Genomic DNA, 15,544 nt, shown 5'->3' on the forward strand with positions numbered 1-15,544 from the left:
CTCGCTCGGAAGGGAACGCGGTGATGGACCGTGGGCGCATCATATCGGCTCGCGCGAGCCGGCGGGGGTGGGGTGTCTACCTACTCGAGGATTTCGTGCTCGTAGACGAGCTCGACGATGCGTTTCGTCGGGATGCTCGCGCGCAGTTCGTCGACGTTGTCGATGCGAAACCACTTGCACTTCTCGATCTCGTTGCTCGCCTGGGCCGTGTGCTCCGGGCCGACTTGGGCGAAGAACACGTGATGCACCTTCGCGAGCCCCGTGAACTGCATCGAATAGACGAGGTCCTGGCCGGTGATGCCGGTCTCTTCCTGCAGCTCCCGATGCGCGGCTTCGAGCGGCGTTTCGCCGCGCTTGATCGTGCCGCCGGGCAGTGCCCAGCGCGACGATGCGCGCGCGACGAGCAGGACCTGCCGTTCGCGGTAGCAGACGACGGTCGCGCGTTCCTTGACGGGGACCGCACTGGCTTCCGGCGCATTCGTGGAGATGGGGGCTTGAGGCATGAACCGATTCTAGCGAGAGTCGGGCGCCCGGCCAAGCCGGGCTCGTCGAGCGCGACGCGGCCCGTCGGCCGGACCGCGTCGTCATGGAGTCCGTAGCGTTACTTCTGTTCCGGCAAGAACCAGTTCATCACGAGCGCGCAGATGCCGCCCGTCGCGACACCCGACTCCAGTACGTTCTTCAGTGCATGCGGCAGGCTGTTCAGAATGTCCGGCACTTGCGACACGCCGAGGCCGAGTGCGAGCGACACCGCGATGATCAGCAGCGCGCGGCGATCGAGCTGGACGCCGGACAGGATGTTGATGCCCGATGCGGCCACCGCGCCGAACATCACCATTGCCGCACCGCCGAGCACGGGCTCCGGCACGGCCTGCAGCGCGCCCGCGACGACCGGGAACAGGCCGAGCACCACGAGCATGCCCGCGATCCAGATGCCGACGTAGCGGCTCGCGACGCCGGTGATCTGGATCACGCCGTTGTTCTGCGCGAACACGGAGCTCGGGAACGTGTTGAAGACGCCGGCCAGCAGCGAGTTCGCGCCGTTCACGAGCACGCCGCCCTTGATCCGCCGCATCCACACCGGCCCTTCGACCGGCTCCTTCGAGATCTTGCTGGTGGCGGTGACGTCGCCGATCGCTTCGAGCGACGTGACGAGGTAGATGATCAGCATCGGCACGAACAGCGACCATGAGAAGCCGATGCCGAAATGCAGCGGCGTCGGGACCTGGAACAGCGCGGCCTGGTGCACGCCGGTGAAATCGAGGCGGCCGAGCACGGCAGCCGCGGCGTAGCCGATCACGAGCGCGATCACGAGTGCGGTGCTGCGCACCCACACGATCGGCACGCGATTCAGCAGGATGATGGTGCCGAGCACGAGGCACGACAGCGTCAGGTTCTGGGCGCTCGCGAACGTGCCGTTGGCCATCGCGCCGTAGCCGCCGCCCATGCTGATGAGGCCGACCTTGATCAGCGTGAGGCCGATCAGCAGCACGACGATGCCGGTGACGAGCGGCGTGATCAGGCGCTTCACGAACGGCAGGATGCGCGACACGCCCATCTCGACGAACGAACCGGCGATCACGACGCCGAAGATCGCGGCCATCACGGTCTCGACCGGCGTGCCTTGCTTGACCATCACGCTGCCGCCGGCGATCAGCGGGCCGACGAAGTTGAAGCTGGTGCCCTGCACGATCAGGAGGCCGGCGCCGAGCGGGCCGAAGCGCTTGCACTGCACGAAGGTCGCGATGCCGGAAATCACCAGCGACATCGACACGATAAGGGTCGTATCCCGACTCGATACGCCGAGCGCCTGGCAGATCAGCAGGCCGGGCGTGACGATCGGCACGATGATCGCCAGCAGGTGCTGCAGCGCGGCGACGAAGGCGACCATCGGCGCGGGCCGGTCGTCGGGACCGTAGACGAGGTCGTGCGACAGGTCTGCATCGTCGGCGCCGTGGGCGGCGGATCGGGCGGGGGAAGCGGGTTGCATGGCGAGCGGGCCGGACAAGGTGGAAAGTGCGGCATTTTAGCCGAAGGGCCCACCGGCGCCGCCCGGGGGGCGATGCAATAGCCGGAATTCGGAATTCTGCTCGCCGCGCTGCAGGAGCGTATCGCCGGGCCGGTCCATGCGATCCGCGCCGCGTTGCCGCTGATGCCCGCGACCGGCTCGATCGTGCTCACCGGCGGACAGCTGGCGGACGCGTCGGTCGCGCCGACGAAGTCGGCGGAGCGATCGCGTTCCTGCTGGGCAACGGCTTCATGAATGCCGAAATCCTGCATGTCGACGGGGGCGGCCGGCTGGTGTGACGCGCGGGCATTCGACGGCCCTGCCGTGAACCCTTCGCGCGAAGCGTGCCGTCGCATGCATGACGCGTGCGCGGCGCAAGCGGCACCGATTCAATACAATGCGACGACGAGGCGTCGGCACCGTGTCGGGCCGCCGACTGCCGCCCTCGACGAGCGACCGCGCATGGTCGAATGACGGCCCGTCATGACGGGCCGCTGGCGAATACGGAGCGCAGCATGAACGAACCTTACCTGCAGGTCATCGCCCATTTCTTCGCGAAACCCGGCAACGGCGACCGCGTGATCGAATTGCTCGCGGAACTCGCGCCGGCCACGCGGGCCGAGCCGAAGAACCTCGACTATGCGTACTTCCGGTCGCCGGTCGATCCCGACCATATCGTGATCCTCGAGCGTTACCGCGATGCCGACGGCCTCGACGTGCATCGGGAAACGCCGCATTTCCAGCGGCTCGGTGTCGGCGCGATCATTCCGTTGCTCGATCGCCGCGACGTGACGCAGTACATGGTGCAGCCGGACACCGGCACGGCGACGCCACCGGGAGGCACCCGATGAACCCGTTTCAATTCCGTACCGTGCCGACGCAGATCGTCGAATTCGGCGCCGCGCGCCGGCTCGGCGCGCTGTTGCGCGAACGCTTTCCGGCGCTCGCGCGGCTGTGCGTCGTCACCGACGCGTTCCTGCATCGCAGCGGCGTGCTCGCGCCCGCGCTGGAGAGCCTCGCCGCGCACGGCTGGCAGGTGACCGTGATCGACGACGTGATCGCCGATCCGCCCGAGCACGTCGTGCTCGAGGCGACCGCGCGGGCGGTGGCGGCCGATGCCGAGATCGTGCTCGGCCTCGGCGGCGGTTCGTCGATGGACGTCGCGAAGCTGATCGCGGTGCTCGCGCCGGGGCGGCAGGCGCTGGCCGACATGTACGGCGTCGACAAGGTTGCCACGTCCCGGCTGCCGCTCGTGCAGATGCCGACCACGGCCGGCACCGGCTCCGAAGTGACGGCCGTGTCGATCGTCACGGTCGGCGAGGCGCGCAAGATGGGCGTCGTGTCGCCGCAGCTGTTCGCGGACGTCGCGATCCTCGACGCCGAGCTGACGCTCGGGCTGCCGCGCGCGGCAACCGCCGCGACGGGCATCGACGCGATGGTGCACGCGATCGAGGCCTATACGTCGTCGCGGCTGAAGAATCCGGTGTCCGACATGCTGGCCGTGCACGCATTGACGCTGCTGTCGCGCAACCTGCTGAAGGCCTGCGACGACGGCAACGATCGCCGCGCGCGCGAAGCGATGCTGGTCGGCGCGATGTTCGCCGGCCAGGCATTCGCGAACGCGCCGGTCGCGGCCGTGCATGCGTTGGCCTATCCGGTCGGCGGCATGTTCCACGTGCCGCACGGGCTGTCGAACGCGCTCGTGCTGCCGCACGTGCTGCGCTTCAATGCGCAGGCTGCCGCGCCGCTGTATGCGGAACTCGCGGCGATCGTCGCGCCGTCGGCCGCGGGGAGCGACGACGCGAGGACGCAGGCGCTGATCGACGAGATCGATCGCCTGATCGTCGCGACGGGCATTCCGCGCACGCTGCGCGAGGTCGGCATCGGCGAGGGCGACCTGCCGAGGATGGCGTCGGACGCGATGCTGCAGACGCGCCTGCTCGTGAACAATCCGCGCGAGGTGACGGAAGCCGACGCGCTGGCGATCTATCGGCAGGCGTGGTGATGCGGCGCGCGTGACTGCGTGACTGCGTGGCGGCTGCACGGGCAACGACGCGACGGCGCCGGCAAACGCGTGGCCGCATGGAATCGAATCGGATCGAATCGGATCGAATCGACGGACGGTTTCGAGGCGAGGCTTCAGTTGTCCGGAAAGCAGACGGTACCGCTCGGGCGGGTATGCGCGCTCAGGGTTTGCTTCCGTCCAAAAGCGCCGGAATCTCCTTCTTCAGCAGATCGACGACGACCCGCACGCGCGGCGGCAGCGGCCGTTGCGCCTGGACCAGCGCGTTGAGCGCGGATGCGGGGATCGTGTATTGCGGCAGAATCTCGACGAGCCTGCCGTGCGCGAGCGCATGGGCGCAGGCCGGCGCCTGCACGACGCCGATGCCGCCGCCGGCCAGGATCGTGTCGAACATCGGGCGCCAGTGGCTCGTCGTCATCACCGTCTGGATCCGCGCGTATTCGAGCGTCTTGTCTTCACTCCGCAGCGGCAACTGCTCGTTCGCGAAGATGCCCTTGACGCGGATGAACGGGTGGTTCGCCAGATCGGCCTTCGTGTCGATCGGGCCGTGGCGGTCGAGATAGGCGGGCGCGGCCACGAGCACGCGGTCGACCTGGCCGAGCGGATGCGCGACGAATCCGCCGTCGCCGAGCTGGCCGAGGCGGATCGAGATGTCGACGCCTTCCGTGACCGGATCGACGATGTTGTCGTTCAGCACCAGGTCGATGTGCAGTTGCGGATACGCGGTGCGGATATGCATCAGCGCCTGCGGAATCACGACCTCGCCGAAGCATTGCGGCGCGGCGAGCCGGATCGTGCCGCCGAGCGTGTTTTCCGTTTTCGAAACCGCTGCGATCGACGCTTCGGCCGCTTCGAGCAGCGCCTTGCTGCGTTCGTAGAAAATGCGGCCTTCGTCGGTGCATGTGAGCGTACGCGCACTGCGCATCAGCAGACGTGTGCCGAGACGTTTTTCGAGCTTGTCGATGCGCTCGCTGACGGCCGGTTGGCCCATGTCCAGATCCCGTGCCGCGCCCGACATCGTGCCGCGCTCGACGACCCTGACGTAGATGCGCATCGTCGCCAGCAAATCCATGAAATCACGCCCCTTGTCCGGTTCGGGTGATACCGAGCGGTGATGGTACCAAAGCAGGACCGGTACCGAAGGTGCGCGACGAGCCGATACTCGGTATCGGTACGAAGGCACGCGCCAGACAAAGGCCGTGAGATCATCGACGCCGTGAGCGAAAATCCGGCTCATGCGATCGACGGGAGCCGACATGACACAACGGGACGAAGCGGCGCGCACGCGCTGCGTCGCATGGCAGATCGCGCAGACCTGGCAGGCGGCCGAATGGTGCCGGCTCGCCGAGACGCGTGCGGGCATCGACCTGTCGGGAGCAGTGGCGGGCGCGCTCGACGGCACGCCGTTTCGCGTCGACTATGCGATCGTATGCGGCGCCGACTGGCTGACGCGCTCGGTGCGCGTGACATACTGGCTCGGCGCAGCGCCGCCCCGGCAACTCGCGATCGAATGCGACGCGGGGCACTGGACGATCGACGGTGACGCAGCGCCGGCCCTCGCGGGCGCGACCGACATCGATCTCGGCTTCAGTCCGTCGACCAATACGCTGCCGATCCGGCGTCTCGGGCTGGCGGTCGGCGCATCGGCCGTCATTCGTACCGCGTGGCTGCGTTTTCCGTCGTTCGAGATCGTGCGCGGCGAGCAGCGCTATGCGCGCACGGCGGAGCACGTGTACCGCTACGAGAGCGGCGCGTATGCGGCCGATATCGCGGTCGACGACGCGGGTCTCGTCACCGATTACGACGAATGGCGGCGGATCGGCGCGACGCGTTCGCCGTAACGCGTCGCGGCAGCGGTGCGTCAGCGCGCGTTGGCGACGGTCACCTTGCCGGGAATCAGCTTCAGCGTGCTGAACGCGTCGGCGATGCCCTGCTGGTACGCCAGCGTCGCATCGGTGACGGGCTGCACGCCGTAGCCGGCACGCTTGAGCGCGACTTCGAGCGTCGGCGCATCGAGGCCGACGAGCGGCGACAGTTGCGCGGCGACTTCCGGAACATGGTCGCGCCCCCAGCGATCGACCGCGTCGACTTCCTCGAGCAGCGTGCGCAGCACCTGCGGCTGCGCGGCCGCATACTTGCGGGCGGCGAGGTAGTACTGCGTGTTGCGCACGAGCCCGTCGCCGTCCGCGATCACGCGTGCGCCGAGCTGCCGTTCGGCCGCGGCCAGGTACGGATCCCAGATCACCCACGCGTCGACGTTGCGCTGCACGAACGCGGCGCGCGCGTCGGCGGGCGTCAGGTAGATCGGCTGGATGTCGGCATACGTGAGGCCCGCATGCTCCAGCGCCTTCACGAGCAGGTAGTGGACGTTCGAACCCTTGTTGAACGCGACCTTCTTGCCGCGCAGCTGCGCGACGGTGCGGATCGGCGAATCGGGCAGCACGACGATCGCCTCGCCGTGCGGCGCGGGCGGTTCGTTGCCGATATAGACGAAATCGACGCCCGCGGCCTGCGCGAAGATCGGCGGCGTTTCGCCGACCGTGCCGACGTCGATCGCGCCGGCGTTCAGCCCCTCGAGCAATTGCGGACCGGCCGGGAATTCGAGCCACTGGACCGCCACGCCCTGGCTTGCGAGCCGCTTCTCGAGCGTGCCGCGCGCCTTGAGTATGACGAAGTTGCCGTATTTCTGGAAACCGATGCGCAGCCGCTTGTCGCTGCCCTGAGCCAGTGCAGGCATGCCCGCGAGCGGGCCGAGCGCGAGCCCGGCCAGTCCGGCGGCCGCGCCGTGCAGCCACTGGCGGCGGCGCGGGTTTGCCGGGGTCGTTTCAAGATCTGCGTGCGGTAGGTCGTTCATCGAGGCGTCCTGCTGGCGGGTTCACGGGTCGCGCGGGCTGTCGGCGCGACCGGCACGGGACGCAGCCGGATGCGGTCGATGCGCGCGGCCGGCCGCGCCCGCGCCGGATGGACGACGATACGGCCGCGCGGGCTGGCGGCCAACCAACGAATCCGCATATGCAAATCAGCGGGCGGACAATACGTGAACGCCGGCGCGGCGCCGCGCTCAATCGGTGCCGAGCGGGCTTTCCTCGATCGCGTCGACGCGATCCGGATAGAACGCGAGGTGCGCGCGGATCGATTCGACGGCCGGGTTCGGATGCTCGTACGTCCACACCGCGTTGGTCGAGCGTGCGCCGCCGGCGGGAATCGAGTAGTACGCGCAATCGCCCTTGTACGGGCAGTACGTCGCATGGTCGGTGCGTTGCAGCAGCGCCATGTCGGCATCCTCGCGCGGAACGTACAGCACGGCCGGATAGCTGGCTTCGCGCAGCGCGAGCGCACGGCGCGTATCGGCGACGATCTTGCCGGCCACCTTGACCACGACGCGCGACGGGTGCGGTTCGATCGTGATCGGATGATCGGGGCCCGGCGACTTCACGGGACGAGAGGGCGTAGCGGGGTTGAGCGACATCGTGGGTCCTCCAGGAAGGGGCGGCGCGCCGGCAGGCACGCCGCGCCGGAACGCGTGCGCCGGGCGTATCCCCGCGCACCGCTGCCGGCGTTGACCAACCGATACGATGCGCCCATTCCGGAGAACCTGCAGGGGGCCGGAAGGATGGACCGCGAACGGCGTCGATGCGCGACGCGGGGCGGGCCGCTGCAGCGGCATTCGCACGCATGTCCACGGTGCTCGCGCGGACGTTTCCATGCGGTGGCAGCGGGATGCATCCGCGGCGATAAGCAACGCGGAATTAATTGGTAAGCGATCGGCGGGCGGCGCGCGAAGATCGGCGGTCGTCATTCGCATGACAGTCCTTCCCTGACCGCCACCATGAAGATTCCATTCGTTTCATCGGCCGCGCATCGTGCGCGGCACACCTCCGTTGCCGTTGCAGTGCTGCGCGGCGTGGCCGCATCGCTGCTGCTCGCCGGCACGGTCACGCACGCGTTCGCGGCGCCGGCCGGCAAGACGCTCGTGTACTGCACCGAAGGCAGCCCGGCCGGCTTCGATCCGGGCCAGCACACGACCAGCACCGATTTCGACGCGAGCACGTACACGGTCTACAACGGGCTCGTGCAGTTCAAGCGCGGCACGCTCGATCTCGTGCCGTCGCTCGCAACGAGCTGGGACGTGTCGCCCGACCAGCGCGTCTACACGTTCCACCTGCGGCGCGGCGTGAAGTTCCAGACGACCGCGTGGTTCACGCCGACGCGTCCGTTCCAGGCGGACGACGTCGTGTTCACGTTCCGCCGGATGCTCGATCCCGACGATCCGTTCCGCAAGGCCTACCCGGTCAGTTTCCCGTACTTCAGCGATCTCGGGTTCGACCGCAACATCGAGCGCATCGAAAAGCTCGACGACGATACGGTGCGCTTCGTGCTGAAGCAGCCCGACGTCGTGTTCGTGCGCAATCTCGCGATGGCGTTCGCGTCGATCCTGTCGGCCGAATATGCGTCGCAGTTGACGGCGCGCCATCGCGAAGCCGACATCAACCAGCTCCCGGTCGGCACGGGGCCGTTCCAGCTGCGCGCGTACCAGAAGGACGCCGTGATCCGCTACGACGCGAATCCCGACTACTGGAAGCCGGACGACGTGAAGCTCGCGCATCTCGTGTTCGCGATCACGCCCGATCCGGCCGCGCGCCTGCAGAAGCTCACGGCCGGCGAGTGCCAGGTGTCGGTGTTCCCGCGGCCGGCCGATCTCGAAACGGTGCGGCGGGATCCGAAGCTGACGCTGTTTTCGGGGACGGGCTTCAACGTCGGCTTCGTCGCGTACAACACGCAGCATCCGCCGCTCGATCGCGTCGACGTGCGGCGCGCGCTCGACATCGCGATCGACAAGACGGCGATCATCAAGACCGTGTTCAACGGCGATGCGACGATCGCGACGAACCCGATGCCGCCCGCGCAATGGTCGTACAACCCGCGCCTGAAGGATGCGCCGCGCGATCCTGCCGCCGCGAAGGCGCTGCTCGCGCAGGCGGGATTCCCGAACGGCTTCGACCTGACGCTGTGGGCGATGCCGGTGCAGCGCCCGTACAACCCGAACGCGCAGCTGATGGCGCAACTGATCCAGCAGGACTGGGCGAAGATCGGCGTGCGCGCGAAGATCGTCAGCTACGAGTGGGGCGAATACAATCGCCGCGCGAAACGCGACGGGCAGCACGACGCGATCCTGTACGGCTGGTCGGGCGACAACGGCGACCCCGACAACTGGCTCGGCACGCTGCTCGGCTGCGAGGCGGTGCACGGCAGCAATCTCGCGAAGTGGTGCAACGCGGATTTCGAGCGGCTCGTCAGCGCGGCGCGCACGAACTCGGACGTCGCGAAACGCACGTCGCTCTACGAGCAGGCACAGGTCGTCTTCAAGGATCAGGTGCCGTTCACGCCGATCGCGACGTCGATCGTGTCGCTGCCGATCTCGAAGCGCGTGCACGGGCTGACGTTCTCGCCGCTCGGCGGGCACCGGTTCGACGGCGTGTGGCTGGATTGAGGCGGGGAAGCCGGCGCGGATGCGCCGGCTGTCGACACGGCGGTCAGTTCAGCGCGACCGCGGCCGCTGCCTCGACCGGCGAGCCCTCGAGCGCGACGGACGCCCGGCCGTCGGGGCCGACCGGCACGTCGCCGATGAGCGTCGTGCGGTAGAGCTGGCGATCGAAGTCGAGATCGAAGATGTCGACCGGCGCGAGATGCGCGGTCGCGCGGTTGTCCCAGAACGCGATGCTGCGCGGCTCCCACTTGAAGCGGATCGTGAATTCCGGCCGCGTCACGTGTTCCCACAGCAGTTCGAGCAGGGCCTGGCTCTCGCGCGGCGTGAGCCCGACGATCGACTTCAGGAAACTCGGGCTCACGTACAGCGCGCGTTCGCCGGTCTCCGGATGCACGCGCACCAGCGGATGCTCGGTCACGAGCGGGCGGCGCTCGACGGCTTCGTCGAATGCGCCGGTCGCGCGCGCACCGGGCGGCGGCGTGAAGCGATGGATGCCGCGCAAGCCGTCGACGAAGCCGCGCAGCGGTGCGGACAGCGTTTCATAGGCGCGCACGAGGTTGGTCCAGTGCGTGTCACCGCCGTACGGCGGAATCGTCACGCCGCGCAGGATCGACGCCCACGGCGGATTGACGGCGGCCGTCACGTCGGTGTGCCAGCCCGTCCACGGCCGGCGTACCGGCTCGCCTTCGAAGCGCGTCGCCTTGCGATGCTTCGCGATCGAATAGACGGCCGGATGACCGTCGACGTGGCCGAACACCGGATGGCCGACGGTCGGCTCGCCGAACTGCGCGGAGAACGCGACATGCTGCTCGTGCGTGAGGAACTGCTCGCGGAAGAAGATCACGCGCCATTTCAGCAGTGCGGCGCGAATCGCGGCGATCTGCGGCGTGGTCAGCGGCTGGGTGAGGTCGATGCCGCGGATCTCCGCGCCGATGTGGGCGGACAGCGGGATCACGTCGACCGGCTCGGCGGCGGGTACGGGTAGGGCGCTCATGCGACGCTCCTGGCGGAAGTGAACGGGGCGGACGGACGGCGACATCGTTGCGCATGCAAGCGTCGGCCCGGTGGCGGGAAGGTCATGGTCGGATCCTCCGGTCGGGAAGGCGGGAATGCAGGGTGGCGCCGGCACGGTGGCGACCGAAGCCGCCACCGTGCGGGGAACGTCATTGCAGCGTCGCGCCGGGCCCCTTCAGCACGACGCTGCGGCGGCCGTCGATGCCGACCGGCACGTCGCCGTGAACGGTCGCGCGACGCACGACGCGGCGTGCATCGCCGTAGTCGTTGATCGCGTAGTGCTGCGTCGCGCGGTTGTCCCAGATCGCGACGTCGCCTTGCTGCCAGTTCCAGCGCACGGTGTTCTCGAGGCGTGTCACGTGTTCGTGCAGCACCTGCAGCAGATGGGCGGAATCCTGCGACGACAGCCCCTTGATCTTCTGCACGAAGTGTCCGAGCACGAGCGTGCGCTCGCCGGTCTCCGGATGCACGCGCACGACCGGATGTTCGGTTTCGTAGACGGTCGACGTGAATACTTCGCGGTAGCGCTTCAGTTGCGTGTCGTCGGCATGCACGTGCGTCGACGCGTAGTCGTACGCGTTCGTGTGCACTGCCCACAGCGTGTCGGCGAGCGCGCGCAGCGACTCGGGAAGATGCGTGTATGCGGCCGCCGTGTTGGCCCACACGGTGTCGCCGCCGAATGGCGGAATCACGACCGCGCGCAGGATCGACACCTTCGGGTACGCGTCGACGAACGTCACGTCGGTGTGCCACGAATTGGCGCGCGCGCCGTGCGCGGAATCGAGTTCGAGCAGGTGCGCGCTGCCGTCGACGGAGGGCACGGTCGGGTGGGCGACCGTCTCGCCGAAGCGGCGCGCGAAGGCTTCCTGCGCGGTGTCGTCGAGATGGCCCTGGTTGCGGAAGAACAGCACCTTGTGGCGCAGCAGCGCGGCCTGGATCGCGTCGAACGTCGCGTCGTCGAGCGTGCCCGACAGCCGGACACCGGCGATTTCGGCGCCGATCCGGCCGGCGACCTGGCGAAGCTGAAGCGGGACGGCGGCCGTGCGCGGCGCGGCGGCGTGCGAAGCATGCGATGACGGGTGAGCGGCGTGCTGGACTTCGGACATCGGGAGTCTCCTGGGTCGGGTCGATCGAGTCTCCATTCAAGCAGGGACCGCGCGGAACCGGAACCGATGAATCGTCACAACCTTAGTGCGCGCCGTGATGATCGATATGTGTCGGCATGCTGAGCGTTTCGGGCACGGCATCGGGCCCGCCGCGTGAGCGCATCACCACGCGAGCCGCCATGCGCCGATCCGGTGCGCATCGGGCGCCTCGTCACGGTTTGCCCGGCTGACGCTGCCGCCGTTGCCGGGCGGTTCGAGATCGTCGAAATCGGCGAGCACCGCGTCGCGCAGCCGCGCGAATTCCGGCGAGTCGCGCCGGCGCGGCCGCGGCAACGCGACGTCGAGGATGCGCTCGATGCGCCCCGGACGCGGCGCCATCGTGACGACGCGATCGCCGAGATACACGGCTTCGTCGACGTCGTGCGTGACCAGCACCATCGTGATGCGTTCCTGTTCCCAGATGCGCAGCAGTTCGTTCTGCATCCGCGCGCGCGTCTGTGCATCGAGTGCGCCGAACGGTTCGTCGAGCAGCAGCACGCGCGGGCGATTCACGAGGCCGCGCGCGATCGCGACGCGTTGCGCCATGCCGCCCGACAGCTGGTTCGGGTACGCATGCTCGAAGCCGTTCAGCCCGACGAGCGCGATGTGCTCGGCTACCGCGCGCCGTTTGGCCGGTGCGTCGAGCGGCGCATTGCGCAGTGCGGCCTCGATGTTCTGCGCAACCGTCAGCCACGGGAACAGCCGGTGATCCTGGAACACGATCCCGCGCTGCAGCGAAGTGTCGCGCACCGTTTCTTCGCCGGCGCGGATTTCGCCCGCGTAGTCGGTATCGAGCCCGGCGATCAGGCGCAGCAAAGTCGACTTGCCGCAGCCGCTCGCGCCGACGATCGTGACGAACTCGCCGGCACGCACGTGCAGCGACACGTCGTCGAGCACGGCGAGCGATGCGCCGCGTTGCGCATAGCGTTTGCTCACGTGGAGGATATCGAGCGAATCGGAAGCGAGAGTCGTCATGGCGGAAAGGGAAGCAACGGGAAGGAAGAGGGCGATCAGCGGCGCAGCTCGCCGCGCCGTGCCAGCACCTTGCGCTCGATCGCACGCGCAACCGCGTTCAGCGCCCAGCCGGTCACGCCGACGACGATGATCCCGAACAGCACGAGATCCATCCGGAACTGCTCGCTGCCGTCGATCAGCGTGTTGCCGATCCCGGCGCCCGCGACGAGCAGGTACTCGGCGCCGAGCGTCGCGAGCCACGAGTAGATGAGGCCGAGATACAGCCCGGTGAAGATCGACGGCAGCGCGGCGGGCAGGATCACGTGGCGCACGAGCTGAAGCCGCGAATAACGCAGCGCGCGGGCCACGTCGACGTAGGTGCGCGGTACCGCATGAATGCCGTCGCACGTATGCGCGGCGACCGGCAGCAGCGCGGCGAGCGACAGGAACACGACCTTGGCGACGTCGCCGAGGCCGAACCAGACGGAGATCAGCGGAATCCACGCAAACAGCGAGATCTGCTTGAACGTGTCGAAGCTCGGGCCGACCATGCGCGCGGCGACGCGCGACAGTCCGAGCACGGTGCCGAGCAGCAGGCCGCCGGTCGCGCCGATCGCGAAGCCGCACGCTTCGCGCGCGAGCGATGCCGACAATGCACGTGCCAGCGCGCCGCTGGTCGTCTGGGTCCACGCTGTGTGCAGCACGTCGGCCGGGCCGACCAGCAGCCCGCTTTTGACGAGGTGCGCGGACGACACGGCCCACCAGAGCGCGAGCGTGGCGAGCGGCAGGACGAAACCGCGCCAATCGGGCACGGGAAAGCGACGGGCGATCCTGACGGCGGGCGGTGGGGCGTCCGATGCGGACGTGGCGTCAAGCGGCATGGGAGGAGAATCCTTGAATCGGGTTCAACCGCGGAATGCGGACGGCACGCCGCGGCGCAGCCGTGCTTCGAGCGCGTCGAGCAGCCGGTTGATCGCGAGGCCGACCGCGCCGACCACGATCACCGCCGCCATCACGAGATCGAGCTGGAACAGCTGGCGCCCGTACACGATCAGGTAGCCGAGCCCTTCCGACGACGCGACGAGTTCGACGACGACGAGCGCGAGCCACGATTTCGTGAATGCGAGCCGCACGCCGGTCGCGAGCGTCGGAATCGCGGCCGGCAGCACGACGTGGACGATGCGCTGGCGGCGCGTATAGCCGAACACGCGCGCGGCTTCATCGAGCGCGGGCGGCGCCTGGCGGAACCCCTGCAGCGTGCTCATCGTCACGGGGACGAGCGCCGCATGCGCGATCAGCAGGTACTTCAGCGGCTCGCCGACGCCGACGAGCAGCAGCAGGAACGGCAGCCAGCCGAGCACGGGAATCTGCACGAGCGCATTGAAGCCGGGCAGCACGTAGGCTTCGAGCGTGCGCGACAGGCCGAGCGCCGCGCCGGTCGCGAAACCGAGCAGCGTGCCGGCCGCGAAGCCGACCAGCACGCGCTGCAGGCTGATCAGCGTGTGGCGCGCGAGATCGCCGCTGGCCGCGAGCTCGGCGAGCGAGTCGGCGACGTGTGCGGGCGGCGGCAGGATCTGCGGTGCGATCCAGCCGCGCGCGCTGCCGACGGTCCACAACACGAACAGCAGCGCGGGCAGCGCCCACGGCGCGAGCAGCCACGCCACGCGCTTCGCGGTCGCCGCGCGGGACGGCGCGGCGCGCGCGTGCGGGTCGGACGACGGAATCGGGATCGCGGTGTCGCTCATCGGGGCGGGTCCGGGTCAGGAGAGGGGCTTGCCGGCCGCGTCGTAGCGCGGCCAGTAGTGCTCGAGGTGCTGCGCGCGCAACGCGTTGTCGAGGTACTTCGGCTCGAACCAGCCGTCGACGTCGACCGGCTGGCGGATCAGTTTCAGCTTCAGCGCGTCCTGGGCGACGGCCTTGTAGCGCGCGACGAGGAACGGATCGATCAGCGGCGACAGGCGGTCCTTCAGGCGCTGGTTCGCGTAGTCGGCCTGCCACGACGCATACGGCACGCCGCTTTTTTCCCACAGCCTGAACAGCGCATCGCGGTTCGCTTCGTCGGACGACCATTGCGCACCCTTGACCAGCGCGTTGACGACGCGTTGCACGATGTCCGGATGCGCGTGCTCGAAGTCGTCAAGCACGAGCAGGTGGGTCTGCCGCGTGTATTGCGGGCCGTCGTTCTGCGATTCGTAGATGATTTTCGCGAGGCCCGCGTCGCGCAGTTTGTACAACTGATAGTCGCCCACCGACGCGTCGATGCCCTTCGACGCGAGCGCGGCGAGCGAACTCGCGGAGTCGAGGTTGATCACGCGCAGGTCGCGTTCGCCGAGGCCGTTCTTCGCGAGCGCGTTGTCGGCGACGAGCTGCAGGTTCGTGCCGCGGAAGATCGACACGCGGCGGTCCTTCAGGTCGGTGATCGAGCGGATACCGGAGTCGGGCGGCACCGCGATCTTGACGCCCGAGCGCACGCTCGCGGCGAGCAGCAGGCGCGTCCTGATGCCGTTCGAGCGCGCGAGCACGGCCGGCAGGTCGCCCTGGTAGGCGAAGTCGAGCGCCTTGTTGGCGATCGCCTCGTTGACGGCCGGGCCCGCGCCCTTGAAGAACAGCCACTGCACCTTGATGCCGTCGGCCGCGAATTCCTTTTCGACGAGTTGCTGCAACTGCGCGGTGGCCGCGCTCGACCCGCCGAAGGTCGGCGGATCGCCGGTGCCCTGCTGGGCGACGCCGATGCGGATCGTGGCGGGCTTGTCGGCGTGCGCGGCGGCAGCGGGCAACGCAACGAGGGACGCGATCAGCAGCGATCGCAGCAGGCGCAGTGGAGACGGGAATCGGTCGATCATGGTGCGTCGGATGGTGAGGAGTCGAAATCGGGCCGGAGGGTGTCGAACCATTCTGGAGGACGCCTCGGG

At 68.6% G+C, this 15,544-nt stretch carries 15 protein-coding genes; 4 read left to right on the plus strand and 11 right to left on the minus strand.

Going from position 1 to position 15,544, the window contains the following annotated elements; all coding sequences use genetic code 11:
• Positions 1-80: 80 nt before the first annotated feature.
• Both DIE04_RS18205 and DIE04_RS18210 read right to left on the minus strand, forming a co-directional pair.
• The gene (locus DIE04_RS18205; protein WP_124524153.1) at positions 81-503 is read right to left on the minus strand and encodes an NUDIX hydrolase; all 423 of its coding nucleotides are present in this window, start codon (positions 501-503) and stop codon (positions 81-83) included.
• Between the two features lie 98 nt (positions 504-601).
• Positions 602-1,990 carry a nucleobase:cation symporter-2 family protein gene (locus DIE04_RS18210; RefSeq protein WP_124521178.1) on the minus strand — a complete coding sequence of 463 codons (1,389 nt, stop codon included), beginning with the start codon at positions 1,988-1,990 and terminating at the stop codon, positions 602-604.
• Positions 1,991-2,523: 533 nt separating this feature from the next.
• Between DIE04_RS18210 and DIE04_RS18225 the strand changes: the two genes are divergently transcribed.
• Both DIE04_RS18225 and DIE04_RS18230 read left to right on the plus strand, forming a co-directional pair.
• Positions 2,524-2,859, plus strand: a complete 336-nt coding sequence (locus DIE04_RS18225) for a putative quinol monooxygenase (RefSeq protein ID WP_124488383.1) — start codon at positions 2,524-2,526, stop codon at positions 2,857-2,859.
• Positions 2,856-4,013: an iron-containing alcohol dehydrogenase gene (locus tag DIE04_RS18230; RefSeq protein WP_124521176.1), complete on the plus strand. Its 1,158-nt coding sequence runs from the start codon at positions 2,856-2,858 to the stop codon at positions 4,011-4,013. The genes DIE04_RS18225 and DIE04_RS18230 overlap by 4 nt, the downstream gene beginning before the upstream one ends.
• A 181-nt stretch (positions 4,014-4,194) precedes the next feature.
• On the opposite strand, the gene DIE04_RS18235 is transcribed toward DIE04_RS18230, so the two are convergent.
• The gene (locus tag DIE04_RS18235; protein WP_124524154.1) at positions 4,195-5,103 is read right to left on the minus strand and encodes a LysR family transcriptional regulator; all 909 of its coding nucleotides are present in this window, start codon (positions 5,101-5,103) and stop codon (positions 4,195-4,197) included.
• 184 nt (positions 5,104-5,287) lie between these two features.
• Here DIE04_RS18235 and DIE04_RS18240 point away from each other — a divergent pair, with 184 nt between their 5' ends.
• Positions 5,288-5,872 (plus strand): putative glycolipid-binding domain-containing protein, encoded by a 585-nt coding sequence (locus tag DIE04_RS18240; RefSeq protein ID WP_124521172.1) that lies wholly within the window; start codon positions 5,288-5,290, stop codon positions 5,870-5,872.
• Positions 5,873-5,892: 20 nt separating this feature from the next.
• On the opposite strand, the gene DIE04_RS18245 is transcribed toward DIE04_RS18240, so the two are convergent.
• Positions 5,893-6,885 carry a sulfonate ABC transporter substrate-binding protein gene (locus DIE04_RS18245; protein ID WP_124488387.1) on the minus strand — a complete coding sequence of 331 codons (993 nt, stop codon included), beginning with the start codon at positions 6,883-6,885 and terminating at the stop codon, positions 5,893-5,895.
• Positions 6,886-7,092: 207 nt separating this feature from the next.
• Positions 7,093-7,500 carry a DUF427 domain-containing protein gene (locus DIE04_RS18250; protein ID WP_124488388.1) on the minus strand — a complete coding sequence of 136 codons (408 nt, stop codon included), beginning with the start codon at positions 7,498-7,500 and terminating at the stop codon, positions 7,093-7,095.
• 360 nt (positions 7,501-7,860) lie between these two features.
• Between DIE04_RS18250 and DIE04_RS18255 the strand changes: the two genes are divergently transcribed.
• The gene (locus DIE04_RS18255) at positions 7,861-9,522 is read left to right on the plus strand and encodes an ABC transporter substrate-binding protein (protein ID WP_124521170.1); all 1,662 of its coding nucleotides are present in this window, start codon (positions 7,861-7,863) and stop codon (positions 9,520-9,522) included.
• A gap of 43 nt (positions 9,523-9,565) precedes the next feature.
• Here the strand turns inward: DIE04_RS18255 and DIE04_RS18260 are convergent, their stop codons facing one another.
• The 6 genes from DIE04_RS18260 to DIE04_RS18285 form a co-directional block, all read right to left on the minus strand.
• Entirely contained in the window at positions 9,566-10,513 is a 948-nt protein-coding gene (locus tag DIE04_RS18260; RefSeq protein ID WP_124521168.1) for a TauD/TfdA family dioxygenase, read from the minus strand.
• A 169-nt stretch (positions 10,514-10,682) separates the two neighbouring features.
• On the minus strand, positions 10,683-11,639 hold the full coding sequence (locus tag DIE04_RS18265) for a TauD/TfdA family dioxygenase (RefSeq protein WP_044843861.1): 957 nt from the start codon (positions 11,637-11,639) through the stop codon (positions 10,683-10,685).
• A gap of 162 nt (positions 11,640-11,801) precedes the next feature.
• Positions 11,802-12,653 (minus strand): ABC transporter ATP-binding protein, encoded by an 852-nt coding sequence (locus DIE04_RS18270; protein WP_124524155.1) that lies wholly within the window; start codon positions 12,651-12,653, stop codon positions 11,802-11,804.
• Between the two features lie 35 nt (positions 12,654-12,688).
• On the minus strand, positions 12,689-13,513 hold the full coding sequence (locus DIE04_RS18275; RefSeq protein ID WP_124524156.1) for an ABC transporter permease: 825 nt from the start codon (positions 13,511-13,513) through the stop codon (positions 12,689-12,691).
• Between the two features lie 24 nt (positions 13,514-13,537).
• Positions 13,538-14,377: an ABC transporter permease gene (locus tag DIE04_RS18280; protein ID WP_124524157.1), complete on the minus strand. Its 840-nt coding sequence runs from the start codon at positions 14,375-14,377 to the stop codon at positions 13,538-13,540.
• Between the two features lie 15 nt (positions 14,378-14,392).
• Entirely contained in the window at positions 14,393-15,475 is a 1,083-nt protein-coding gene (locus tag DIE04_RS18285; RefSeq protein ID WP_124488394.1) for an ABC transporter substrate-binding protein, read from the minus strand.
• Positions 15,476-15,544: the final 69 nt, after the last annotated feature.

Origin of the sequence: Burkholderia sp. Bp8994 (assembly GCF_003853805.1) — a bacterium.
GTDB lineage: Bacteria > Pseudomonadota > Gammaproteobacteria > Burkholderiales > Burkholderiaceae > Burkholderia.

Bases quoted from the DNA above. Each gene is read 5' to 3' on its own strand.
- DIE04_RS18205 (WP_124524153.1), bottom strand. From the start codon at position 503: ATGCCTCAAGCCCCCATCTCCACGAATGCGCCGGAAGCCAGTGCGGTC.
- DIE04_RS18210 (WP_124521178.1), bottom strand. From the start codon at position 1,990: ATGCAACCCGCTTCCCCCGCCCGATCCGCCGCCCACGGCGCCGACGAT.
- DIE04_RS18225 (WP_124488383.1), top strand. From the start codon at position 2,524: ATGAACGAACCTTACCTGCAGGTCATCGCCCATTTCTTCGCGAAACCC.
- DIE04_RS18230 (WP_124521176.1), top strand. From the start codon at position 2,856: ATGAACCCGTTTCAATTCCGTACCGTGCCGACGCAGATCGTCGAATTC.
- DIE04_RS18235 (WP_124524154.1), bottom strand. From the start codon at position 5,103: ATGGATTTGCTGGCGACGATGCGCATCTACGTCAGGGTCGTCGAGCGC.
- DIE04_RS18240 (WP_124521172.1), top strand. From the start codon at position 5,288: ATGACACAACGGGACGAAGCGGCGCGCACGCGCTGCGTCGCATGGCAG.
- DIE04_RS18245 (WP_124488387.1), bottom strand. From the start codon at position 6,885: ATGAACGACCTACCGCACGCAGATCTTGAAACGACCCCGGCAAACCCG.
- DIE04_RS18250 (WP_124488388.1), bottom strand. From the start codon at position 7,500: ATGTCGCTCAACCCCGCTACGCCCTCTCGTCCCGTGAAGTCGCCGGGC.
- DIE04_RS18255 (WP_124521170.1), top strand. From the start codon at position 7,861: ATGAAGATTCCATTCGTTTCATCGGCCGCGCATCGTGCGCGGCACACC.
- DIE04_RS18260 (WP_124521168.1), bottom strand. From the start codon at position 10,513: ATGAGCGCCCTACCCGTACCCGCCGCCGAGCCGGTCGACGTGATCCCG.
- DIE04_RS18265 (WP_044843861.1), bottom strand. From the start codon at position 11,639: ATGTCCGAAGTCCAGCACGCCGCTCACCCGTCATCGCATGCTTCGCAC.
- DIE04_RS18270 (WP_124524155.1), bottom strand. From the start codon at position 12,653: ATGACGACTCTCGCTTCCGATTCGCTCGATATCCTCCACGTGAGCAAA.
- DIE04_RS18275 (WP_124524156.1), bottom strand. From the start codon at position 13,513: ATGCCGCTTGACGCCACGTCCGCATCGGACGCCCCACCGCCCGCCGTC.
- DIE04_RS18280 (WP_124524157.1), bottom strand. From the start codon at position 14,377: ATGAGCGACACCGCGATCCCGATTCCGTCGTCCGACCCGCACGCGCGC.
- DIE04_RS18285 (WP_124488394.1), bottom strand. From the start codon at position 15,475: ATGATCGACCGATTCCCGTCTCCACTGCGCCTGCTGCGATCGCTGCTG.